Origin of the sequence: Cohnella fermenti (assembly GCF_004801405.1) — a bacterium.
Taxonomy (GTDB): domain Bacteria; phylum Bacillota; class Bacilli; order Paenibacillales; family Paenibacillaceae; genus Cohnella; species Cohnella fermenti.
Window position 1 is genome coordinate 156,896 of sequence record NZ_SSOB01000012.1, and the last position, 20,583, is coordinate 177,478.

The window sequence follows — 20,583 nt, forward strand, 5'->3', positions numbered from 1 at the left end:
AAAAATCCAAAGGGGAACTGGGTATGAAAACAAACGGGAAGCGGTTGTTGAGTTTGTTCGCGCTGGTTATTTCGGTAGGGGTTGTCGTCTCCGGCTGCGGCAATAATGGCAATTCGAATGGGGCTTCGAGCTCGCCGTCAAGCTCGCCTTCGGGCGGGGCCGACTCTGCATCCGAATCGCAGAAGCCTGCCGAGAAGGCGACGATTACGTATTCGCAATGGGGAACGGCGGAGGAATTGCAGCGAACCCAAGAGCTCCTGAACAAATTCATGGAAGCCAACCCGAATATTACGGTCAAGCTGGAAGGCAAGGACTGGGGGAGCTATTGGGACGGCCTTACGGCGAATGCCGCCGGCGGAACGCTTCCGGACGTCTTCAAGACGAGTTACGCCTACATCGAGAAATACGCGGAGCTTGGCATCTTTAAGGAGCTGGACGGCCTTCTCGCCGAGAACGGCTTCGATCTGAACAATATCGATGCGAGCTTGCTCGGACTTCATAAATATCAAGATAAGCAAGTGTCCCTTCCGATCGATGCGAACGTCATCGTCTGGTATTACAACAAGGCCATCTTTAATGACCCTGCGCAAAACCCGAAGGGGGCGCCGGTGCCTTCGCTTGAGCCGACTTGGGATGAGATTATCGATATCGCGACGAAGCTTACGCTCGACAAGAATGGCAAGAACCCGGGCGAAGCCGGGTTCGACGGCAATAATATTGTGCAGTGGGGCATGTCCGTCTCCCCGGGCTCGACAATGGATTGGTTCCTCGAGCCGGAGCTCTGGTCCAACGGGGCGAAGCTGGTGAACGATGACGGATCGCTTGCGCTGAACACGCCGGAGGCGCGCGAGGTGCTCGACTTCTTCATCGATGCCACCAAGAAGAAGATCAACACGACGCCGGCGCAGATCGAAGGCCTTGGCGGTCAAGTGAACCTCGGAATTACGACGGGCAAGGTTGCGATGAACCCGGGCGGCAACTGGAACACGACGAACTTCAAGGAAGCGAATGTCGATTACGGCACAACCTACCTGCCCAAATTCAAGGAGGCCAAGACGGTCGTTCAGCCGGCTGGCATGGCGATCGCGAGCAATACGAAGCATGAGGCGGCGGCTTATACGCTGCTGGCTTGGCTTGCCGGACCGGAAGGACAGACGGAGCTGGCGAAGCAGGGCTATTCGATTCCGGCGAATAAGGCGGCATCGGAGGCTTATATCTCGACAGTGGGGGACACGAACAAAATTTTCCTTGATGCGCAGCAGTTCGGAATCATCTCTCCGTTCACGGCGAAGAAGACCGACCTGGTGTGGACCTATGGGGAGCAATCGCTGAAGAATCCCCTTGCCGGCGATGGAGATCTGGACGCGGCCATCCGGGATCTGGAGTCTAAATTGCAATAAGTAAATTGCCATAAGCAAGAGAGTTTCGACAGAGAGAAGGGAAGCGGGAGCGCTTCCTTTCTCTCTGTTTGCGTAAGGAAGGGGGCATGGTGTGACGGGATTTGTTGACTATTGCCAAACGGAGCCTTACAATAAATTTGGCGCAACCATTAGTCAGTTGCCGCAATTTTATCGGTTCCTAATGGCGATATGGTCGGCTGGATGTCATTTTACTTGATTTAGGAATAGTGAGGAATGTACGATGGCCAAGTTGAAGGACATTGCAGAGCAGGTCGGGGTATCGATCTCGACGGTGTCGAGGGTCATGAAGAACGACTCGACCCGTTCGGTGAGCGAAGAGACCCGCAAGAGAATATGGGAAGTTGCGGAGAGGCTCGGCTACAAGCCGTCCCGCGCGGATAAGGGCGGCAGAGCCGACTCGACGACGGCCGCGCACATCGGCTGCGTTGTTGCGATTCCTCAGAATAAATATAACAATCCATACTTCTCCGTCATTCTCGAAGGCATTGAGAAGGGGCTGACCGATTGCGGGCTGCGACTCGAGTTCGTCTACAGCATCGAGGACCAGTCCGACATTCAGAAGCTTCAGGTGCTTGTGAAGGAGCATCGGCTCGACGGCATGATCATTGTCGAACGCATCGATGCGGATGCCTATCAGTGGATCAAATCGAACGTAAGGGTAGTCGTCGGCGTCGACCTCTCGGACAAGAGCATCCCCGTTGTCTGCTACGACCGGGAAGCGGCGGCCAAGGAAGCCGTCAATCATCTGATCGATCAGGGGCATAAGCGAATTGCGTACATTGGGGGACCGGAGTTTAACGATCCGTTCCGGCAGGAGAAGCGATACCTTGGCTATCAGAGTGCGATGCGCGAGGCGGGGCTTGGGTTGAGCGACGACTGGATCATCGACGTGAAGTGGGACGTGTCTCTCAGCTACGAATTGACGAAGCAAGCGTTCGAGAAGCCGGGGGATGCGCCGACTGCGATCTTCGCGGCGAGCGATATGATGGCCATTGCGGCAATGCGCGCGGCGACGGAACGGGGACTCCGAATTCCGGAGGACATTGCGATCGTCGGCGTCGATAATATCGAGATCTCCGAGTTCACGTCGCCTCCGCTGACGACGATTCATGTTCCCAAGATCGAGATGGGCATTTACGCCGTCCGCCTGCTTCTCGATTATTTGGAACACCGCTACTCGCTGCCTGTGCGCATGACAATTCCGTACCGGATGGTTTACCGGAGGTCGTCGGACGCCCCGGCTCAAGCGATCGTCGGCACGAGCCGAGCGGAAGGCTAAGCGGACGGGCTGCGGCATTCCGGCTGCCGTTGGTGATGTTAATGGTGTTATTGGTGTCCCCCAAGCTAAGCTCCCTCTGGGGCGCGCCGCTGCTTTTCTCTTTTCTTCTTCCTGTCGGAAGACCGGAGGATTCAATGGATTGGCAACTTGTTTACGCTCCTTCCCGATTGGGGAGGGCGTTTTTTTGTTATGGGCATGATCGGGGGAAAAGATGGGGATAGAAGCTGTTTGGCGCAAATTTGTCGATGGATTCGGGAGAAAGAAAAGGGATTCAGGAAAAATAATGCAGTCATATTGTGATTATAGTAGAGAAGATTGTGTATGACAACAAGGTTTTTTAGAGGCTTATCGATTTTTCTTTGTTTTTCCTGCTGGAAAGTTCAAAAATAAATTCCATGATTGACAAGAAATCAGGAAAAAGGCTACACTGAATTTGTCTATAATTGCGCCAAATATTATTTCGAATTGGGCAAAATTTGTTTAGGGAGGAACAGGAATGCTCAGAAGAAGGGGAAAACGTTGGGTTGTCTGCTGTTTGCTTGCCGGCTCGCTCCTGCTCGGTATCGCTTGTCCGCCATTCGGCCCTGTCGAGGCCGCGCCTTCGGCAGACGATTCGTTCGGAGGCACGCCCGGGGAATGGCAGGAGATCGAGAGCGATTCGGTCGGCGTCGGGAACATGCTGCAACAGTTGAAAGCGCTTCAGCAGGACGGCAAGCTGTATCTGTACGTCGGAGGAGATGGGCTTGCTGAAGGCGGAACGTTCTTCATCGACAGCGACAACAACCCGTTGACGGGAAGCGCATCCGGACTCTGGAGCGACTCTGCAGGGATCGATTACGAACTTCGCGGCGCCGAGTTGTTCCGCTACGACCAAAGCGGATGGACATCTGTCGGTCCGGCCGCGGTAAGGACGGAGGAGACGTTCCTCGAAGCGGAGATCGATCTGGCTTCGCTGGAGGTGGTCGGCTCTCATAACGTCAAGGTCGGGTTCGAGCGCGACGGCATCCACGCCTTGCCGGAGACCAGCGGCCTCATGCTGTCCGTGGCGCCGCCTGCCGCATACGTCGACGATGCTCTCTCGATCGAGGTGGACGGTGATTCCTCCGATTGGGCGTCCATTAACGAGCTTGCCCATTCGGCAGACGGATCGACGACACTCCGAGCATTCTCGAGCGGCAATCGGTTAAACGTCCTCATCGAAGGGCAGATCGATTCGGGAGAATTCCCCGACCTGTGGGAGCATATGCTGATCGATGTCGACCGCAATCCGGCGACGGGGAGCTCTTCATGGGCCTGGGCGAATACGCTCGGCTCGGAATACCTGGTGCAATATGGCCTGCTCTACGAGAGCGGCGCGGACGGCGGCTGGACATGGAACGACACCTCAACGACGTTCCCCTACGCGCGATCCGGGACGGGCAATCACAAAGCGATCGAGTGGTCGCTTCCTCTTGAAGACCTGGGCATTACGGAGACGACGTCGATCAACATCGGCTTCTTATCCAATACGCTGACGGCTCCGGCGGCGACAGCGGACCCGGCTACGCTGACGGTTAGGGTGTCTCCCCGAATCACGGTAGATGGGGATGCGTCGGATTGGGCGTCCATTGACACTTTGGCACAGACGACCGATGGCACGACGACGGTCAAGGCGTTCGCGGCAGACGGACGATTGAATGTGCTGATCGCCGGACAGATCGATGCGAACGAGTTCGCGGACGGCTTATGGGAACATGTTCTGATCGACGCGGACAAGAACCCTGCGACGGGAAGCAGTTCGTGGGCCTGGGCGAATACGCTCGGCTCGGATTATCTGGTCCAGTTCGGCGGGTTATTCCGGAGCGGCGAAGACGGAGGCTGGGCCTGGAGCGACCTCGGCGTCTCCTTCCCCTACGTCAGAGCGGGCACCGGCGCGAACAAGACGATCGAATGGTCGCTGCCCTTGGAGGAGCTTGGGCTGGAGGAAGCTTCGTCGATTCGGCTCGGGTTCCTGTCGAACATTGCGGCCGCGCCGGATGCGGCAGGGGACCCTGCCACGCTGACTCTGGGCATGGGGAGCATCCCGATTGTCATCGACGGGCAGGACGACGATTGGAATTCGGTCGAGCTTGGCGCGTCGCCGTCCGGGGTGCTGACGGAGCTTCAGGCCGTGCAGGATAGCCGCAAGCTGTACACGCTCGTGACGGGAACGAATCTCGACCTTCGCAACGTGTATTACCTCGACAGCGATAACGACGGAACAACCGGGTATGCGAGCCCGGACTGGCAGGATGCCGGAGCGGACTACAAGGTAGATCGCGGGACGCTTTATCGCTATTCCGAGCCGGAGCAGGAATGGACGGAAGCGGGTTCGGTCTATTCGAACGTCACTTCGGAGACGGCCGAGATGTATCTGTATTGGGATCAGATCGGCCGTACGGGGCCGGGCGAGATTCGGATCGGCTACGAGAGCCGCTCTATTCTCCAGTTGCCGAACAGAGGCGAGCCGATGATGGCGTCCGCTCGCACGGTCTCCGCTCCGGACGCTCCGAACACGTATTATCCTCGCGAATCGTTCGATGTGTTGGAGAACCCGTTTATGGGATGGGTGCCGTGGGCGAAGGACAAAGACAAGCCGGCCGGCGAAGCCTATTCCCAGCCTCATTCGCTTGTTTATGCGGGAATCTCTTGGCGAGAGCTGGAGCCCGAGCGCGGCGTCTTCGATTGGGAAGGGATCGAGGAGAAGTACCAGTTCGACTTCTGGAGCTCGCAGGGCAAGCGGATCAACATTCGGATCGTGCTCGATACGCCGACGGAAGATCCGGCGCATCTGGATATCCCGGATTGGCTCTATGACGAGCTGAGCGAAGAGGGGATACCCGGCACCTGGTACGATACGACGGAGATCGGCGCGGGGTTTAGCCCTAATTACGACAGTCCGACGCTGCTTGCGGAGCACGGCCGGATGCTTGAAGCGGTCGCAGCCCGCTATAACGAGGACCCGCGTATCGGCTTTGTCCAACTCGGCTCGCTCGGTCATTGGGGCGAATGGCATACGTGGCCGTCGGGCTCCGGAGCGTTCCCGCTGCTGAGCGTATCCGATTCGTACGTCCGCCAGTATATGGAGGCGTTCCCGGACAAGAAGATCGGCATGCGCAAGCCGTTCCCGATCGCAAGCGAGTACAAGCTTGGCCTGTTCAACGACGTATTCGGCATCAAATCGTCGACGAACGAATGGATCGGCTGGACGAAGAACGGTTGGAGCGGAATCGGCGAGTTCGTCGATCCGGGCGACAATCCGAACGAGAAGCTGGAAGCTTCGAAGATGCCGGATTTCTGGCAGAATTCCTTCTCCGGAGGAGAGTTCGCGGAAGGGAATCCGCAGAAGTGGCTGACGGACGACGCGATCATGGAATCGCTGCGTCAAGTTCGCGACAGCCACACGTCCTGGCTCGGGCCTTCCGCTCCGGCGAGCGTGCCGACGGACTCTCCCTTGCAGCCTAATCTGGATGCCATGATGAAGATAATGGGGTATCGGTACGTTATCGAAGCGGTCACCCATCCTTCGGCCGTAAAGCGCGGAACCGCTCTCCCCGTCTCGTTCGTTCTGAACAACAAGGGGGTTGCGCCGTTCTACTATGATTGGCCGCTTGAGCTGTCTCTCGCCGACGCGCAAGGGCAAGTCGTTTACTCGACGACAGAGGAAGGAACGGACATCCGCGATTGGTTGCCGGGCAAGACGACGGTGAACGCGGTGATGTCCGTCCCGTCAACATTGAATGCAGGCACTTATACGCTGCAAGTATCGTTGCTCGATCCGTCGACCGGGCAGCCCGGCATTCGCTTGGCGAACGACGGGGTTACGGCCGAGGGACGTTATGCTCTGGACCAGGTAACGGTGACTGCGGACGGGGGAACGAACATAGACGTCGGCTCGCATCCAGGTGCGAATACGGGCAACAGTACCCCGAACTCCGCTTCCGTTCCGGAGATCGCAGCGGAGCCGGTTCGCGAGGTCGGCACGGACGGAGCGGAGAGAACGGCGTATAAGGTGGACGAACTCGCGATGAAGAAGGCCATCGACGCCATCGGCTTGGCGGGAGAGCCCCAGACGAACGCGGTGCTCCGGCTGTTGCTTCCGGTCCGGCTCGGCGAAGCCGAAGAGGCTCATGCGGTATTGTCCGGATCGGCTCTGCGCGCGGCCGCTCTGGCGATGCCGACCGGCGCCATCTCCATCGAGGCCGACGGAGCCGGCTTCCTGCTTCCCGTTAATCTGCTGAACCTGGATTCTCTGGCGAAGCAACTGGGCGTCTCCGTCGAACAAGTAGCGATTCGCGTCTCCATCTCGATGGCGGCAGGCACCATCGCGGAGCGGGCGAAGAAGGATGCGGAGAAGGGGGGCATGGAGCCGGTCGGCGAACCGATCGCCTTCGAGGTCGCTGCAGAAGCCGGCGGCAAGAGAATTGTCTTGTCCGAGTTCGGCAATGTCTACGTACAGCGCACGATCAAGCTGGCAGGAGTGCGCGATACGGACGGACTGACGGCGCTTCGGTACGATCCGGACACGGGAGCGTTCTCGTTCGTCCCGGCGAGATTCGTGGCGGGGGACGAATTTACGCAAGCTGCTCTTAAGCGCAACGGCAACAGCTTGTATATGGTCGTGCGCTTGAGCAAAACCTTCGCCGATCTGGATGGCCACTGGGCGAAGAACGCGATTGATCGCTTGGCCTCCAAGGGGCTTCTGAACGGGACTGCAGCCGACAGGTTCGAGGCGGACAAGGCGTTGACGAGAGCGCAATTCGCTTCGATGCTGGCACGCGCTCTGGGCTTGACGCCGCAGCTCGACGCCGCGACTGCATTCGCCGATGTGAAGGACGATGCCTGGTACGCCGGCGAAGTCGGAGCCGCAACGATGGCGGGATTCGTTCATGGGACGGGCAACGCCTCCTTCGAACCGGAAGCGGGGATCACAAGGGAGCAGGCGGCGGTTCTTCTCGCATCCGCGCTGAACTACATCGCCCCGGGAACAAGCGCTGCCGTTGACGTTGACGACATCTTGCTTAAGCTTGGCGATGAATCGAGCATAAGCGGATGGGCTCGCGATGCCGTCGCTGTGGCGATGGAGCGGGGGCTGATGAAGGGAACCGGCGGCGGCATCTTCGATCCCAAGCGAATCGTAACGCGAGCGGAAGCGGCAGTTGTGGCGGAGCGCTTCCTCGTGAACGCCGGGTTGATCGATTGATGGGATAAGCTTCTTCGAAGGTTGCGCGTGCGATCGTGCGATGAGCTTGCCTATCCCGTCCATTCGTTGGCAATACTTGGAGGGACCAGACATCGGAAGTGAGGGCTCTCTCCATGGACAAGAGATTGGCAACGCGACTCGTTCACGTTCTGCTTCTATTCGTCATCGCCTTCGGGGCGATCGACCTGCGAATGGCTTGGATCGGATGGAGGGCAAGCCGCGAGCAGCGCTCCGGATCGGTGTCGGCACAGAGCGCCGCGCTCCAGCGGTCCGATCGCCTGGAGCTCGATACGGGAAGAGCGCAGTTTCTTGACCGCCGGGGCGTCTATCTGACCGGCGAGACGGTGCTCGCTCTGGCGGCTTTCCCTTCCGGGGGCATGCCGAGGGGGACGGAAGCAGCCGTTGCGCAGTTGGCCTCCATTATGAACATCGACAAAATGAGATTGGGAGCCTGGCTGGACGGGATGCGAGAAGCGGACGTGTGGCGAGCGGCGGACGGCAGAAGGGCGTATGCCCTGACGGAGGATCAGGCTCAGAAGATCGCCAAGCTGCGGCTGACCGGCATCGCGCTGCTTCCATATCGGAACCGCTACCCGTCTCCCGACTCGCTCAACGCTCTCCACGCGATCGGCTACGTCTCGCAGAATCCGGAGAGACTGCGAAGTCTCTATGGCGAGTCCGTACGCGAACGCAAGCTGCGCTTGACCGATTCCATCGGCGGAGCGGGGCTGGAGATGAGCCTGGACCGCTGGATTCACGGCGTCGGGAGAACGGAGGCAATCGTGGTGACGGATGCGGCGAGAAGACCTCTGGAAGGGCTCGGACTACGTTTACAGGCCCCGGACAATCCCCACTACCCGCTGCATGTGCGCACAACGATCGATTCGGCCGTGCAATCGGCGGTTCAGTCGGTGGTGGCGAAGCATCGGATCGCGAAGGGGGCGGTCGTCGTGCTCGACGCCCGCAACGCGGACGTGCTTGCGATGCTCTCGCTTCCTTCCTATGACCCGACCCGCATCGGGAAGACGGGCACCGACGAGGGCAATCACGCGCTCATCGCGGTGCCTCCGGGTTCGGTATTCAAGACGGTGACGTTGGCGGCTGCGCTTGAGGCCGGCGTCACCACTCTCTCGGAGCGATTCCGCTGCCAAGGCCATTATGGCCGCTATGGGCTGAAGTGCTGGCGCGAGGAGGGGCACGGCGTGCTGACGCTTGAGGAAGCGTACGCCGAGTCGTGCAATGTCGTGTTCGCCGCGCTGGCGGAGAGGCTTCATCCGGGCGCGCTGCAGAAGACCGCCGACCGCCTCGGCATCGGCCGGCAGGTGGGATGGCATGCGGACGAGTTCCTGAACGGAGGCCCGCTGCGCTTGCTGCAGGAGGAGCAGGCCGGAACGGTGTTCAAACGTGTGGAGGACGGCAAAGACGGCGGCGTGCGCACCGGAACGGGAATCGGCCAGCGCGATGTTCGCATGACTCCCCTGCAAGCGGCGAATCTGGCGGTCACTTTGATCCACCAAGGCAAAGTGCTCGCCCCCCGCATCGTCAGCGAGCTGCGCTACGCGGATGGCGGCCTGCTGGCGGAGCTGCCGTCCCAGTCGGCCCCGTCCGCCTACGGTTCGATCCGTCCGCAGACGGCGGCCGTTCTTCGGCACGCGATGAGAGCCGTCGTCCTGGAAGGGACGGCCGAGCATACGCTCGGGGACCGGAAGTGGCCGCTTGCCGGCAAGTCGGGCACGGCGGAGCTCGGCGACTCTTCCGCGCTCGGCAACGACCATTGGTTCGTCGGTTACGGTCCGGCCGAGGGCGAGGCGCGTTACGCAGTCGCGGTGCTGATTGAGAACCAGCCGACCGGCAGCCGGAACCGAGCCGCGCAGTTGTTCGGCGAGATCATGGATCGGCTGCTTGCGAGGGAAGAGCCCCGTTAGAGCGGCTCGCGCCATCTGCCGGGGCGGTCAAGCGGCCGAACGTGCGGGCTGCCGACGGCGGGCTAGAATAGCGCCGCTGTCAGCAGTCCGCACACATGTCCCCCGTCCAAGATTCAGTCCCGCGGCGGCCTGCCGGGGAACCTCCACCGCTTCCGGGGGCCATTGCCTTGCCCGCCCTGCGCGCCGTTCTCGCCGTCGCCGCTCCCTGCCGTCGCGGGCTGGGGCTCAAGCGGGGAGATATCGAACTCTTCGCGAGGCAGCCGAATCCAGCGCATCAGGTAGCCTTGGTCGTACAGCGCCTTCAGCAGAATCATCAGCACCGGGGCGAGAATCAGGCCGATCACTCCGAAGAACGACAGACTGACCATCATGAACGCCAGCATCGTGAACGCCGAGACGCCGATCGTCTGGCCCGTGATGCGCGGTTCCAGGAACTGCCGCGTCAGCGTAACGACGAGCAGCAGCGCGCTTAGCCAGATGGCGAGCGCCGTGTTGCCGAAGATCAGCAGGTAGATGATCCACGGGATAAACAACGTGCTGACGCCGAGCAGCGGCAGCACGTCGAACACGCCGGCGAGCAGCGAGATCGCGAAGGCATTCTTCACGTTCAGCAGGAGCAGCGCGATGAAGATGACGATGAACGTAATCGAGATGAGCTTCGCCTGCGCGGAGAAGTAGGCGCCGATGCCCCGGAATACGTTGAAGCGGAGAAATTCAAAGGCGGTCTTCAGCGTCCTCGGGAAGCGGTCGTTCGCGAATTTGCGCCAACTGTCGATCTCGACGCTCAGGAAGTACGCGAGAATGATCGCGATGCCGAAGTTGACAATAAACGACGAGAACGAGGTGAGGAACGACACAAGCCAATTAAGGAAGTTCACCGCGAGGTCGGTGCCGAAGTTCGTGATCCAGTCGATCGCTTCGTTGGCCTTCTCGGTGATGTCGCTGGGCAGCTTGTCCGAATGCTTCTGCAGTTCCGCCGTGATGTTGTTGATCTGCGCAGCGATCTCCTGCTGGTACTGCGGCAGCTTGTCGATCAGTTGATTGATCTGGGAATAGAAGATGAAGCCGAGCCCGGCCAGCGCGCCGAGCAGGACAAGAGTGAAGAGCAGGACGCTGATGCCGGAGGCGATCGCCTTGCGAATGCCGATCCGGTGCAGGCGTTTGGCGAGAGGTTCAATGCAGAAAAACACGGCAAACGAGAGAAAAACGGGGGTGGCGATGTGGTACAGGTAACTGAAGATGAACATGACGAGCCAGACGGTGAACGCGACGACCGCAATGTCGAACGCAGTTCGCCAATACTTCTGATACAAGGAGAACATCCGAATTCAACCACCCTTGACGTAAGATAGAAGCCAGTCCATCTTCCATTGTACACGATACCGGAATGCGTATGTTAGAATAGAGACTGCACGCACGACATCATTTTGGGCGCGGCATTATTCTACACATACGCGAAACGGTGAGATGAGATGGACAGACTTGTTTGGTGGTTGTTATCGTTGGTGACGCTTTACGACTTCATTCCGGGACTCATCAGCCGCGTCTTCGGCTTCCGGGTGTTCCGCCGGGGGCGGGCCGAGCGGGAGATCGCGATTACGTTCGACGACGGTCCGAATCCGCTCTACACTCCGCAGTTGCTCGATCTGCTTAAGAAGCATGACGCCAAGGCGACCTTCTTCGTTGTCGGCGCCAAGGCGGAGAAGCATCCGGATATCATCAAGCGGATGTACGACGAGGGCCATTCGCTCGGCATTCACAACTACGTTCATCGCAGCAACTGGATCATGAGCCCGCGCACGGTGAAGCGGCAGGTGCAGCGGACAAGCGACGCGATCTTCGCGATCACGGGACGGCGCCCGATCTATTACCGCCCTCCGTGGGGCATTCTGAACCTGTTTGACTTCTCCTTGCTCCGCCATTATCAGATTGTGCTCTGGTCGGGCATGTTCGGCGATTGGAAGGTCAAGCCCGGAGCGGAGACGCTGTATCGGAAGATGAGGAAGCAGCTTGCCCCGGGAGAGGTGTTCGTGCTGCACGATTGCGGCACGACGTTCGGAGCGGACGAGGAGGCGCCGGCCCATATGCTGCTGGCGCTGGAGCGCATTCTGCAGGATGGCGACAGGATGGGGCTGCGTTATGTCGGGATCGGGGAGCTGATGGAGATTACGGAGACGATGAAGGCGGACGAGAAGGAGCGCAAGACGCAGGGCGGCCAGGCGGCGGCTGCAAGGCGGAAGACGGGGCCGGGCAAGCGGCTCGTCGTCGCTGTCTGGATGCTGTGGGAGAAGCTGTTCCATGTGCTGTTCCGGCTGAAGCCGATCGACAACGGACAATTTATGCATTATCGGATTATCCGCTATTCGGGACCGGAGCTGGCGATGGACGGCGGGGTTCGGCTTAAGCGCGGGGATCGGCTGCTTGAGATGCACTTCGACAATGGGAAAATGTACGAGATCGGCATGAACGCCAAGTCGTCGGTCCACGTTGCGATCCGGGTTATTCGCGAGGTGCAGCACGCGCTGCCCAGCCTCGCGAAGGAGATTCGGCGGATCGACAAGGAGGGACGCATCAAGGGGCTGTACGGCGTCTCCACGATCAACCGGGGAGCGGAAGGTCTCGGCTTCGAGACGTTCGCGCTGCCGAAGGGAATATTCTCCTTCCTGACGCAGCGATACCTCAAGCTGCTTATGAGCATCATTCATCCCGAAGGCGGGGGACGGGTGCGCAAGCACAGCGACACGATCGAGCCGCGCTGCATCGTCATGAGCCGGGAGCGGGCGCTGGCGTGGGAGAGCGGAGAGAAGCCGGCGGAGATCAGCGAGGCGTACCGCGCGAAGCGGCCTAACTTATAAATACGCAAGAAGCGGCACGGGAGCGAGCTCCCGTGCCGCTTGCTTGCGTATTGGCGAAGCGATAATTACAGCTTCATGACGCCGCCTTGGGAGGCGTTCGTGACCATCGCCGAGTAGCGGGCGAGGTAGCCGCGCTTGATCTTCGGCTCGAAGCCCGACCAGTTCGCACGGCGACGCTCCAACTCCTCGTCGCTTACTTCAAGCGTGATCGTGCGGTTGTTCATGTCCAGCTCGATGATGTCTCCGTCCTCGACGAAGGCGATCGGGCCGCCCTCGGCCGCTTCCGGAGAGACGTGGCCGATCGCGATGCCGCGGGATGCGCCGGAGAAGCGTCCGTCGGTGATCAGGCCGACCTTCGTGCCGAGGCCCATGCCGACGATCTGCGATGTCGGAGCCAGCATCTCCGGCATGCCGGGGCCGCCCTTCGGCCCTTCGTAGCGGATAACGACGACATGGCCTTCCTTAACCTTGCCTTCGGCGAGCCCTTGGAGCACCTCGTCCTGGGAGTCGAAGCAGATCGCAGGTCCGCGGTGGTAGCCGCCGACGGACTTGTCGACTGCGCCGACCTTGATGATCGAGCCGCGCGGAGCCAGGTTGCCGAACAGCACGGACAGGCCGCCTTCCTTCGAGTGCGGATTGTCGATCGGTCGGATGACATTGTGATCCTTGATCTCGCAGCCGGCAACGTTCTCGCGCAGCGTCTTGCCGCTGACGGTGAGCACGCTGCCGTCCAACGCGCCTTCCTTCTTGAACAGCTCGTTAATGATGGCGCTGACGCCGCCGGCCAGGTGCAGATCCTCGATATGATGGTCGGATGCCGGAGCGAGCTTGGACAGATACGGCACGCGCTTCGCCACTTCGTTGATGCGCTCGATCGGATAGTCGATGTCCGCTTCGTGCGCCAGGGCCAGCGTATGCAGAACCGTGTTCGTGGAGCCGCCCATCGCCATGTCCAGCGCGAACGCGTTGTCGATCGAAGCCTTCGTGACGATGTCGCGCGGCTTGATGTCGGCCTTGATCAGCTCCATGAGCTGCTTGGCCGATTGCCTGACGAAGTCGCGGCGTTCCGGCGCAACCGCCAGAATCGTGCCGTTGCCCGGAAGGGCGAGGCCGAGCACTTCGGCGAGGCAGTTCATTGAGTTCGCGGTGAACATGCCGGAGCAGGAGCCGCAAGTCGGACAGCCGAATTGCTCAAGCTCGGTCAGGCTCTTCTCGTCGATCTTGCCGGTCATGTAGGCGCCGACGCCTTCGAAGACGGACGTCAGCGAGATCGCGCGGCCGTCGCTCGTGCGTCCGGCCTTCATCGGGCCGCCGCTGACAAACAGTGTCGGAATGTTGATGCGCAGAGCGGCCATCATCATTCCCGGCGTGATCTTGTCGCAGTTCGGGATACATACCATGCCGTCGAACCAGTGCGCATTCACCATCGTCTCGACGGAGTCGGCGATGATCTCGCGGCTCGCGAGGGAATAGCGCATGCCGATGTGGCCCATCGCGATGCCGTCGTCGACTCCGATCGTGTTGAATTCGAACGGAACGCCACCCGCTTCGCGGATCGCTTCTTTAACGATCTTCCCGAATTCTTGCAGGTGGACGTGGCCGGGAACGATGTCCAGGTACGAGTTGCACACTGCGATGAACGGCTTGCCGAAGTCTTCTTCCTTGACGCCGGCCGCGCGGAGCAAGCTGCGGTGAGGGGCGCGGTCGAATCCTTTCTTGATCATATCGGAGCGCATTTTCTTCGGTGCGGGCATATCGGGAGTTCCTCCATTCATAATAAAGACGAAATATTGGATAAGAATAATTCTAACATACTCGGACAGGTCGTTGCTATATGGGATGAACAGGGAGCACCGGCGGATCTGAAGGAACGGGCTCTATCGAGCCAAGAAACCTCCGATCCCGCTTACGGATTGGAGGCTTCTTCCTTGTCCGGGAACAGCTTGGACAGGGCGGCGAACGGCAGATTCTCGTAATGCTCGGTCTTGTAGACGATCTCCGATTCGAGCCGCGAATCGTCCGCCAGCTTGTTCTTGCGGAACTGGAGCTGGTCGAACAGCTTCACGAGAATGCCGGCGGTGTTGACCGCGTCGTCCATGGCCCGATGATGGGAGCCGACGAACGGAATCTCCAGCATCTCGAGCGCGTTCTTCAGGCCCATCTGCTGGTGCTTCTCCAGCTTGAACGTCTTGGACAGCATCTTCTGAAGGTTGTTGTGGTTCAGAATCCACTTCGTGTCGATCTTCTGCTCGCGGCATTCCTGCACGAGCTGGCGATGATCGTCCGGTCCCCAGGCGACCAGGTAGTATTCCTCGGGCCCGATCCATTCGAGGAAGGCGCGAACGGCGCCGCCGAGCGTCTCCGCGGAGGCGACGTCCTCCTGCCGGATTCCCGTGAAGGAGGTCGTATCTTCGGACAGCACCGGAGCGATGACCGGCCGCACGAACGTCTGGAATGTATCTGCGACCTCGGGGGCTCCTTCGCGAAGCAGCACCTTGGCCGCCCCGATCTCGATAATCTCGGCCACCTGGCCTTTTTTGCGTCGTACCGTCATTTCCAAGTCATAGACGATATAAGTCAAGATGATCACACCTCGTCATTACCCATTCAAGCTGCTTTAACGCGCTTCCGTTATTATAAGCTTCCGCCCGGATTTTGTCATGGTCAAGTGAGGGGGATGCGGACAAAAAAACAGACAGCCTTCCTGAAGCGAAGGCTGTCTTCTGCGGCGGCCATTCGGCTCGTGCTTAGGCGAGCTTGACGAGGCTGTACTTCTTCTTCCCCTTGCGGATAATAATGAAGCGCCCGCCGATCGCGTGCTCTGCCGTTACATCGAAGGCCAGATCGGCGATCCGTTCGCCGTTCAGGTAGATCGCCCCGGCGGACACGTCTTCGCGCGCCTGGCGCTTCGAAGGCGCGATGCCGACGTCGACGAGCCAATCCACGATGTTCTTCGTCTCCTTGGACGCTTCGAACGTCGGCATCTCCTTGAAGCCTTGCTCGATCTCATCCGCCGTCAGCGAGCGGATGTCGCCGCTGAACAGCGCCGCGGTAATTCGCTTCGCCTGCTCCAGCGCGTCTTCGCCGTGCACGAAGCGGGTCATCTCCTCGGCGAGCGCCTTCTGCGCTTCGCGCTTGTGCGGCTCGGCTTCGACCTTCGCCGCCAGAGCCTCGATCTCCTCCTTGCCGAGGAAGGTGAAGTACTTGAGGTACTTCACGACGTCGCGGTCGTCGGTGTTCGCCCAGAACTGGTAGAACTCGTACGGGGTTGTCTTGTCCGGGTCGAGCCAGACGGCGCCGCCCGCCGACTTGCCGAACTTCGTGCCGTCCGCCTTCAGCATAAGCGGAATCGTCAGCGCGTACGCCTCCGCTTCCGGCCCTTCCTTCTTGCGAATCAGGTCGAGTCCGCTCGTGATGTTGCCCCACTGGTCGGAGCCGCCGATCTGAAGCTGCACGTCCTCGTGACGGAACAGGTGCAGGTAGTCGAGCGACTGCAGGATCTGGTAGGAGAACTCGGTGAAGCTGATGCCGCTCTCGAGGCGGCTTGCGACGACGTCCTTGGCCAGCATCGTGTTGATGCTGAAGTTCTTCCCGTAGTCGCGCAGGAAGTCGATGACATTGATCTGGTGCGTCCAGTCGTAGTTGTTGACGAGGCGAACCTGGCTGGCGTCGTTGTCGGTGACGAACAGCTTCTTCATCTGCTTCGTGAGCGCGTCCACGTTGGCCTCGATCTGTTCCATCGTCTGCAGGGTGCGCTCGGACGCGCGGCCGCTCGGGTCGCCGATCGTGCCGGTCGCGCCGCCGATCAGAATGACGGGGCGATGGCCCGCGAGCTGGAATCGCTTCAGCACGATAAACGGAATGAGATGGCCGACGTGCATGCTGTCGCCGGTCGGGTCGACTCCGCAATAGAGAGACACGGCCTTGTTCCCGGTCAGCTTGCGAAGTCCTTCTGCGTCGGATTGCTGGTTAATGGCGTCGCGCCACTCGAGCTCGTCGATAATGTTCAATGGATACAGCCCCTTTTGCCCAAAATAAACAAAAAAACGCCCCTCGTCTGAATCAGACGTAGGGACGATTGTTAACCGCGGTACCACCCACATTGCGCCAATGGACGTTAAGGTCCGTTCGCGCCGCTTCAAGCGAGATATCGTTCGCTTCTTCCGCTTGGCGTTACCCAAGGGCTCCGGAGGCGTACTTCGCGGACCGCTGTGTGTGTCAGGTCGCATCGACCCCTGACTCTCTGGAACAGGGACAACGCCGCTACTGGTCTCCATCTTCGCTATGGATGTGAAATTACAGCTAGTATAGCCGGAACGTGCGGATATTGCAAGCCTGCCCTGACAGCAGCCCTTCCCAATCGTTCGTGCGATCATAAGCTGGTTATTAGACCAGGACAGACGAGGGGGAAGAGAAGCTCATGATCATAGGCACGGTCGTGACGAGCAGCCATCTGCCGCGGGCGCAACTGCTCGCTCAGTCGGCAAGGGCGCATTGCCCGGCCGCGAAATTCATCGTCAGCCTCGTGGAACGGGAGCTGGACGTCTCCTCGAACCGATACGCTGCGTTCGACGAGGTCGTGCTCGCCCGGAGCACATGGGTCGGCAACTTCGATCGGCTTCTCTTCCAATACGGTCCGCGGGAGGCCAGTTGCTTCGCCAAGGGGCCGTTGCTTCGTTATGCGATGAACAGGTATCCAAGCGAGACCTCGTTCCTGTTCCTGGACAGCGATACGGAGATCATGGCGCCATTGGACGATCTGGAGGAGCGCTTCGCCCGCAGCTCCGTGCTGCTGATCCCGCAGCATCTGGCCCCCGGCGCGGAGTACGACGACTTCTGTTGCGGGGTTTATAACGCGGGCATGATCGGGGCGAGCCGGACGACGGACGGGATCGCGTTCGTCGACTGGTGGTCGCAGCGGCTGGAGAGGCACGCATACTGCGGGGAGAACAACACGCTGTTCGCCGGGCGGAAGTGGTTGGATCTCGTTCCGTCCCTGTTCAAGGGCGTGGAGATCGTCAAGCATCCGGGCTATAACGTCGCCCGCTGGAACTATTCGGAGCGCAAGGTGGCGAGGTCGGACACCGGCAGGCTGCTGGCGAACGGCTTGCCCTTGTTCGTCATGCACTTCCATGCGATCGGCGAGCGGGAGAAGGAGATCGAGGACGGGAAGCACCGCGCGGAATTCCCCGTTGTCAGCGAGCTTACCCGCGACTACGCGACTCGCCTCGACCGCTTCGGGAGGAGGTACGCTTCGCAAATTCCATGGAGCTACAACTTCTTCACGAACGGCGAGCTGATCAAGATGAAGTCGCGGCGGATTTACCGGGAGAGCCACTACCTGCGAACGAGATACCCGAATCCGTTCGCTCTGCATAACGCGTTCTTCGAGGAGTTCGCGAACAATCCGGTCATGGAGGAAGCAGCGGTCGCTCCCGCCGACCCGTCTTCGCTCCCTTCGCCGCTTCCGCCTCTGCCGATCGAGCCTCCCGAGAGTCGCAGCGGGAGCGGGAGGAATGAGAGGGGCGGGAGGAACGGGAGCGGGAGGATTGAGGAGATTGAGGGAATCGCGAGAATGGGGAGGAGCGGAACAACCGGCAGGAACGAGAGGGGCGGGACAAGCGGAAGAATCGGGAGGATCAGGAGAATTAGCGGGGGCAGGAGAATCCGGAAGAGAGCCCGCAAGCTCGGCCCGACCCGGCTGCGGCGCGGGCTCCGTTCCGTTCGGCGGAAGACGCGAAGCGGCGGCCGAGCGGGAGGCCGAAGGATGCCGCGGTTCGCCGCAGGCGCAAGCTCCGCAACGCGTTCAAGGGCCGGCGAAGAGAGGAGCGTGAAGGCACGATGATTATCGGCACGACGGCGAATCTGACGCAGCTTCCCCATGTTCTCGAACTGGCGCGTTCGATCCGTGTTCACATGCCCGACGCAAGATTCGTCCTCTGCCTTATCGAGCGGCAGGGCCCGCCTCTTGGCATCGAGCTTCCGGGAATCGACCGCGTGGTCATGGCAGAGGAATTAGGCATCCCGAAGCTGTCCGCCTATCTGTTCAAGTACACGGCGCCGCTTATCCAGAACGCGCTCAAGGCAAGATTCCTTCGTTATCTGGAAGGCGCGGAGGCCGGCGAGACCCGGTTCCTCTTCGCGGACCATCGCGTTCGATTCTATGCGGACGTGCCGGAGCTTGCGGCGGCGCTCGACGATCATCCGATCGTCCTCGTTCCGCACCTGACGGAATCGAAGCTGTCCGACGCTTGTGCGCGAGAGCTGCTTGTCCTCAACAACGGGACGTTCAACGGCTCCGTGCTCGGGCTGAGAAAAAGCGAGGAGGCGAGGACGTTCCTCGATTGGTGGATCGACAAGCTGGATCGCGATGCCTGCGGGCCCTGCGAGCGGGACTTCTGCGACCAGCAGTGGCTGAGCTTCGCTCCGGTATTCTTCGATGTCCATATTATGCAGCATCCCGGTTATCTGCTTGCATTCTGGAACTTCCACGAAGCGTCGCGGACGGTCATCCATGTCGAGGGCGAGCGGGTGGAGCTGTCGGCCGGCACGCTTCGCTGCATGTGCTTCGCGAACGACGATCGTTCGATCGAGCTGTTCGCCAGCGGTCTTCAGCCGGTCGCGGCCCAATGGATTCTGGCGCTGAAGGAAGGGTACGAAGCTTCCGTTCGGGAGCACGCGAAGCTCGGGTTCCATGCCGGTCTCTATTGGAGCTACGGCCGTTACAAGAGCGGGGAGCTCATCTCCCGGGAAGCCAGGGAGGCGTTCCGCAGCATGCCCGCCGAATGCTCGCCGGACGATCCGTTCGCGCTCGGCAACCAGCGAATTCTCGATCTGGCGAAGGAGGCGGCGGCCACATGAGGATCGTTCTGGTCACCCCTTCGACGGGCACAATTCCGCCGGAGCGGGACGGGGGAACGGAGCGGGTTATCCACGATCTGTGCGATGGCCTCGTCGAGCTGGGGCACGAGGTCTATCAGTACGCGGCGCACGGAAGCCGGGCCCGAGCCGTTCAGCTTCCTTATCCGTTCCGGCAATTCCCGGAGCTGGAGATCGGAAGGTTTGTCCATTACTCGATGCCTAAGGGCATCGACATCATTAACGACCACACGTTCAGTTCGGTGCTCAGCCAGTATTCATGGGACGTTCCGCTCGTGTCGAGCCGCCACGTGCCTTACCTGTCGCAGGCGCGCAACCCGGTCTACGTCAGCGAGACGATGCTGAAGACGATCGGCATGGGGCAAGGCCATTACATCCATAACGGCATCGCGACGGAGCACTACCCGCTCGGCGAACGGAAGCAGGATTATTTGCTCTTCGTCGGCAGGATCATCCCGGACAAAGGGGCGGCGCAGGCGATCGACGTCGCGGAGGAGGCGGACATGAACCTGGTGATCGCCGGGCCGATGGATGACGAAGCATACTTCAAGGCGCTGATCGAACCGAGGCTGAAGCGCAATCCGCGAATCTCGTATGCCGGTCCGGTCGGGGGACAGAAGCGGCAGAGCTTGTTGAAGCATGCGAGGTGTCTCCTGTTCCCGTCCCAATGGCAAGAGCCGTTCGGCCTTGCGATAATCGAGGCGTTCGCGTGCGGCACTCCCGTGCTGGCATTGGATCGGGGTGCGGTGCGCGAGGTGCTGAAGGGTTATCCGAGCTTCGTCTGCGAGACGATTCCCGAGATGGCTCGCAAGCTGCATTCTCTGGACGCGTGGGCGGCCCCGTCGGAGCTCCGCAAGTACGTCGAGGCGAACTTCCATCGCCGGAAGATGGTCGATGAGTACTTGCGCTTGTACCGCCATTGCATCGAAGCGCCGACTCCGTCCTAGACTTCTTCGCCGCTCGTTCCCGGCATACACATATTTAAGAAGCGGAAGGGGAGGCG

Annotated in this window: 12 protein-coding genes; 8 read left to right on the forward strand and 4 right to left on the reverse strand. The window is 60.3% G+C overall.

Annotated features, from left to right (window positions below):
• Window positions 1–23 precede the first annotated feature (23 nt).
• From E6C55_RS11605 to E6C55_RS11620, 4 genes are all read left to right on the forward strand, one after another.
• On the forward strand, window positions 24–1,400 hold the full coding sequence (locus tag E6C55_RS11605; RefSeq protein WP_136369949.1) for an ABC transporter substrate-binding protein: 1,377 nt from the start codon (window positions 24–26) through the stop codon (window positions 1,398–1,400).
• Between the two features lie 241 nt (window positions 1,401–1,641).
• Entirely contained in the window at window positions 1,642–2,700 is a 1,059-nt protein-coding gene (locus E6C55_RS11610; protein ID WP_136369950.1) for a LacI family DNA-binding transcriptional regulator, read from the forward strand.
• Between the two features lie 496 nt (window positions 2,701–3,196).
• Window positions 3,197–7,921, forward strand: coding sequence for an S-layer homology domain-containing protein (locus E6C55_RS11615; RefSeq protein ID WP_136369951.1), 4,725 nt, complete (start codon window positions 3,197–3,199; stop codon window positions 7,919–7,921).
• A 113-nt stretch (window positions 7,922–8,034) separates the two neighbouring features.
• Complete coding sequence (locus tag E6C55_RS11620) at window positions 8,035–9,846, forward strand: peptidoglycan D,D-transpeptidase FtsI family protein (RefSeq protein WP_136369952.1); 1,812 nt, start codon at window positions 8,035–8,037, stop codon at window positions 9,844–9,846.
• Window positions 9,847–9,959: 113 nt separating this feature from the next.
• Here E6C55_RS11620 and ytvI read toward each other — a convergent pair whose 3' ends face one another.
• Complete coding sequence (gene ytvI, locus E6C55_RS11625) at window positions 9,960–11,168, reverse strand: sporulation integral membrane protein YtvI (RefSeq protein ID WP_136369953.1); 1,209 nt, start codon at window positions 11,166–11,168, stop codon at window positions 9,960–9,962.
• Between the two features lie 150 nt (window positions 11,169–11,318).
• Here ytvI and E6C55_RS11630 point away from each other — a divergent pair, with 150 nt between their 5' ends.
• Window positions 11,319–12,701 (forward strand): polysaccharide deacetylase family protein, encoded by a 1,383-nt coding sequence (locus E6C55_RS11630; RefSeq protein WP_136369954.1) that lies wholly within the window; start codon window positions 11,319–11,321, stop codon window positions 12,699–12,701.
• 65 nt (window positions 12,702–12,766) lie between these two features.
• Here E6C55_RS11630 and ilvD read toward each other — a convergent pair whose 3' ends face one another.
• From ilvD to tyrS, 3 genes are all read right to left on the reverse strand, one after another.
• Window positions 12,767–14,455, reverse strand: a complete 1,689-nt coding sequence (gene ilvD / locus E6C55_RS11635; RefSeq protein ID WP_136369955.1) for a dihydroxy-acid dehydratase — start codon at window positions 14,453–14,455, stop codon at window positions 12,767–12,769.
• A 152-nt stretch (window positions 14,456–14,607) separates the two neighbouring features.
• Window positions 14,608–15,282 carry a 3'-5' exonuclease gene (locus E6C55_RS11640; RefSeq protein WP_136369956.1) on the reverse strand — a complete coding sequence of 225 codons (675 nt, stop codon included), beginning with the start codon at window positions 15,280–15,282 and terminating at the stop codon, window positions 14,608–14,610.
• 166 nt (window positions 15,283–15,448) lie between these two features.
• Window positions 15,449–16,711, reverse strand: a complete 1,263-nt coding sequence (gene tyrS, locus E6C55_RS11645) for a tyrosine--tRNA ligase (RefSeq protein ID WP_136369957.1) — start codon at window positions 16,709–16,711, stop codon at window positions 15,449–15,451.
• A gap of 410 nt (window positions 16,712–17,121) precedes the next feature.
• Between tyrS and E6C55_RS11650 the strand changes: the two genes are divergently transcribed.
• Genes E6C55_RS11650 through E6C55_RS11655 form a run of 3 tightly spaced genes read left to right on the forward strand, consistent with a single transcriptional unit; the run spans window position 17,122 to window position 20,527 of the window.
• Window positions 17,122–18,546: a glycosyltransferase family protein gene (locus tag E6C55_RS11650; RefSeq protein ID WP_136369958.1), complete on the forward strand. Its 1,425-nt coding sequence runs from the start codon at window positions 17,122–17,124 to the stop codon at window positions 18,544–18,546.
• Window positions 18,543–19,562, forward strand: coding sequence for a hypothetical protein (locus E6C55_RS33785; RefSeq protein WP_168735591.1), 1,020 nt, complete (start codon window positions 18,543–18,545; stop codon window positions 19,560–19,562). The genes E6C55_RS11650 and E6C55_RS33785 overlap by 4 nt, the downstream gene beginning before the upstream one ends.
• Window positions 19,559–20,527, forward strand: coding sequence for a glycosyltransferase (locus E6C55_RS11655; RefSeq protein ID WP_168735592.1), 969 nt, complete (start codon window positions 19,559–19,561; stop codon window positions 20,525–20,527). The genes E6C55_RS33785 and E6C55_RS11655 overlap by 4 nt, the downstream gene beginning before the upstream one ends.
• The last annotated feature ends 56 nt before the right edge of the window (window positions 20,528–20,583 follow it).

Coding starts and splice junctions, on each gene's coding strand:
- E6C55_RS11605 (WP_136369949.1), top strand. CDS start 24: ATGAAAACAAACGGGAAGCGGTTGTTGAGTTTGTTCGCGCTGGTTATT.
- E6C55_RS11610 (WP_136369950.1), top strand. CDS start 1,642: ATGGCCAAGTTGAAGGACATTGCAGAGCAGGTCGGGGTATCGATCTCG.
- E6C55_RS11615 (WP_136369951.1), top strand. CDS start 3,197: ATGCTCAGAAGAAGGGGAAAACGTTGGGTTGTCTGCTGTTTGCTTGCC.
- E6C55_RS11620 (WP_136369952.1), top strand. CDS start 8,035: ATGGACAAGAGATTGGCAACGCGACTCGTTCACGTTCTGCTTCTATTC.
- ytvI (WP_136369953.1), bottom strand. CDS start 11,168: ATGTTCTCCTTGTATCAGAAGTATTGGCGAACTGCGTTCGACATTGCG.
- E6C55_RS11630 (WP_136369954.1), top strand. CDS start 11,319: ATGGACAGACTTGTTTGGTGGTTGTTATCGTTGGTGACGCTTTACGAC.
- ilvD (WP_136369955.1), bottom strand. CDS start 14,455: ATGCCCGCACCGAAGAAAATGCGCTCCGATATGATCAAGAAAGGATTC.
- E6C55_RS11650 (WP_136369958.1), top strand. CDS start 17,122: ATGATCATAGGCACGGTCGTGACGAGCAGCCATCTGCCGCGGGCGCAA.
- E6C55_RS33785 (WP_168735591.1), top strand. CDS start 18,543: ATGATTATCGGCACGACGGCGAATCTGACGCAGCTTCCCCATGTTCTC.
- E6C55_RS11655 (WP_168735592.1), top strand. CDS start 19,559: ATGAGGATCGTTCTGGTCACCCCTTCGACGGGCACAATTCCGCCGGAG.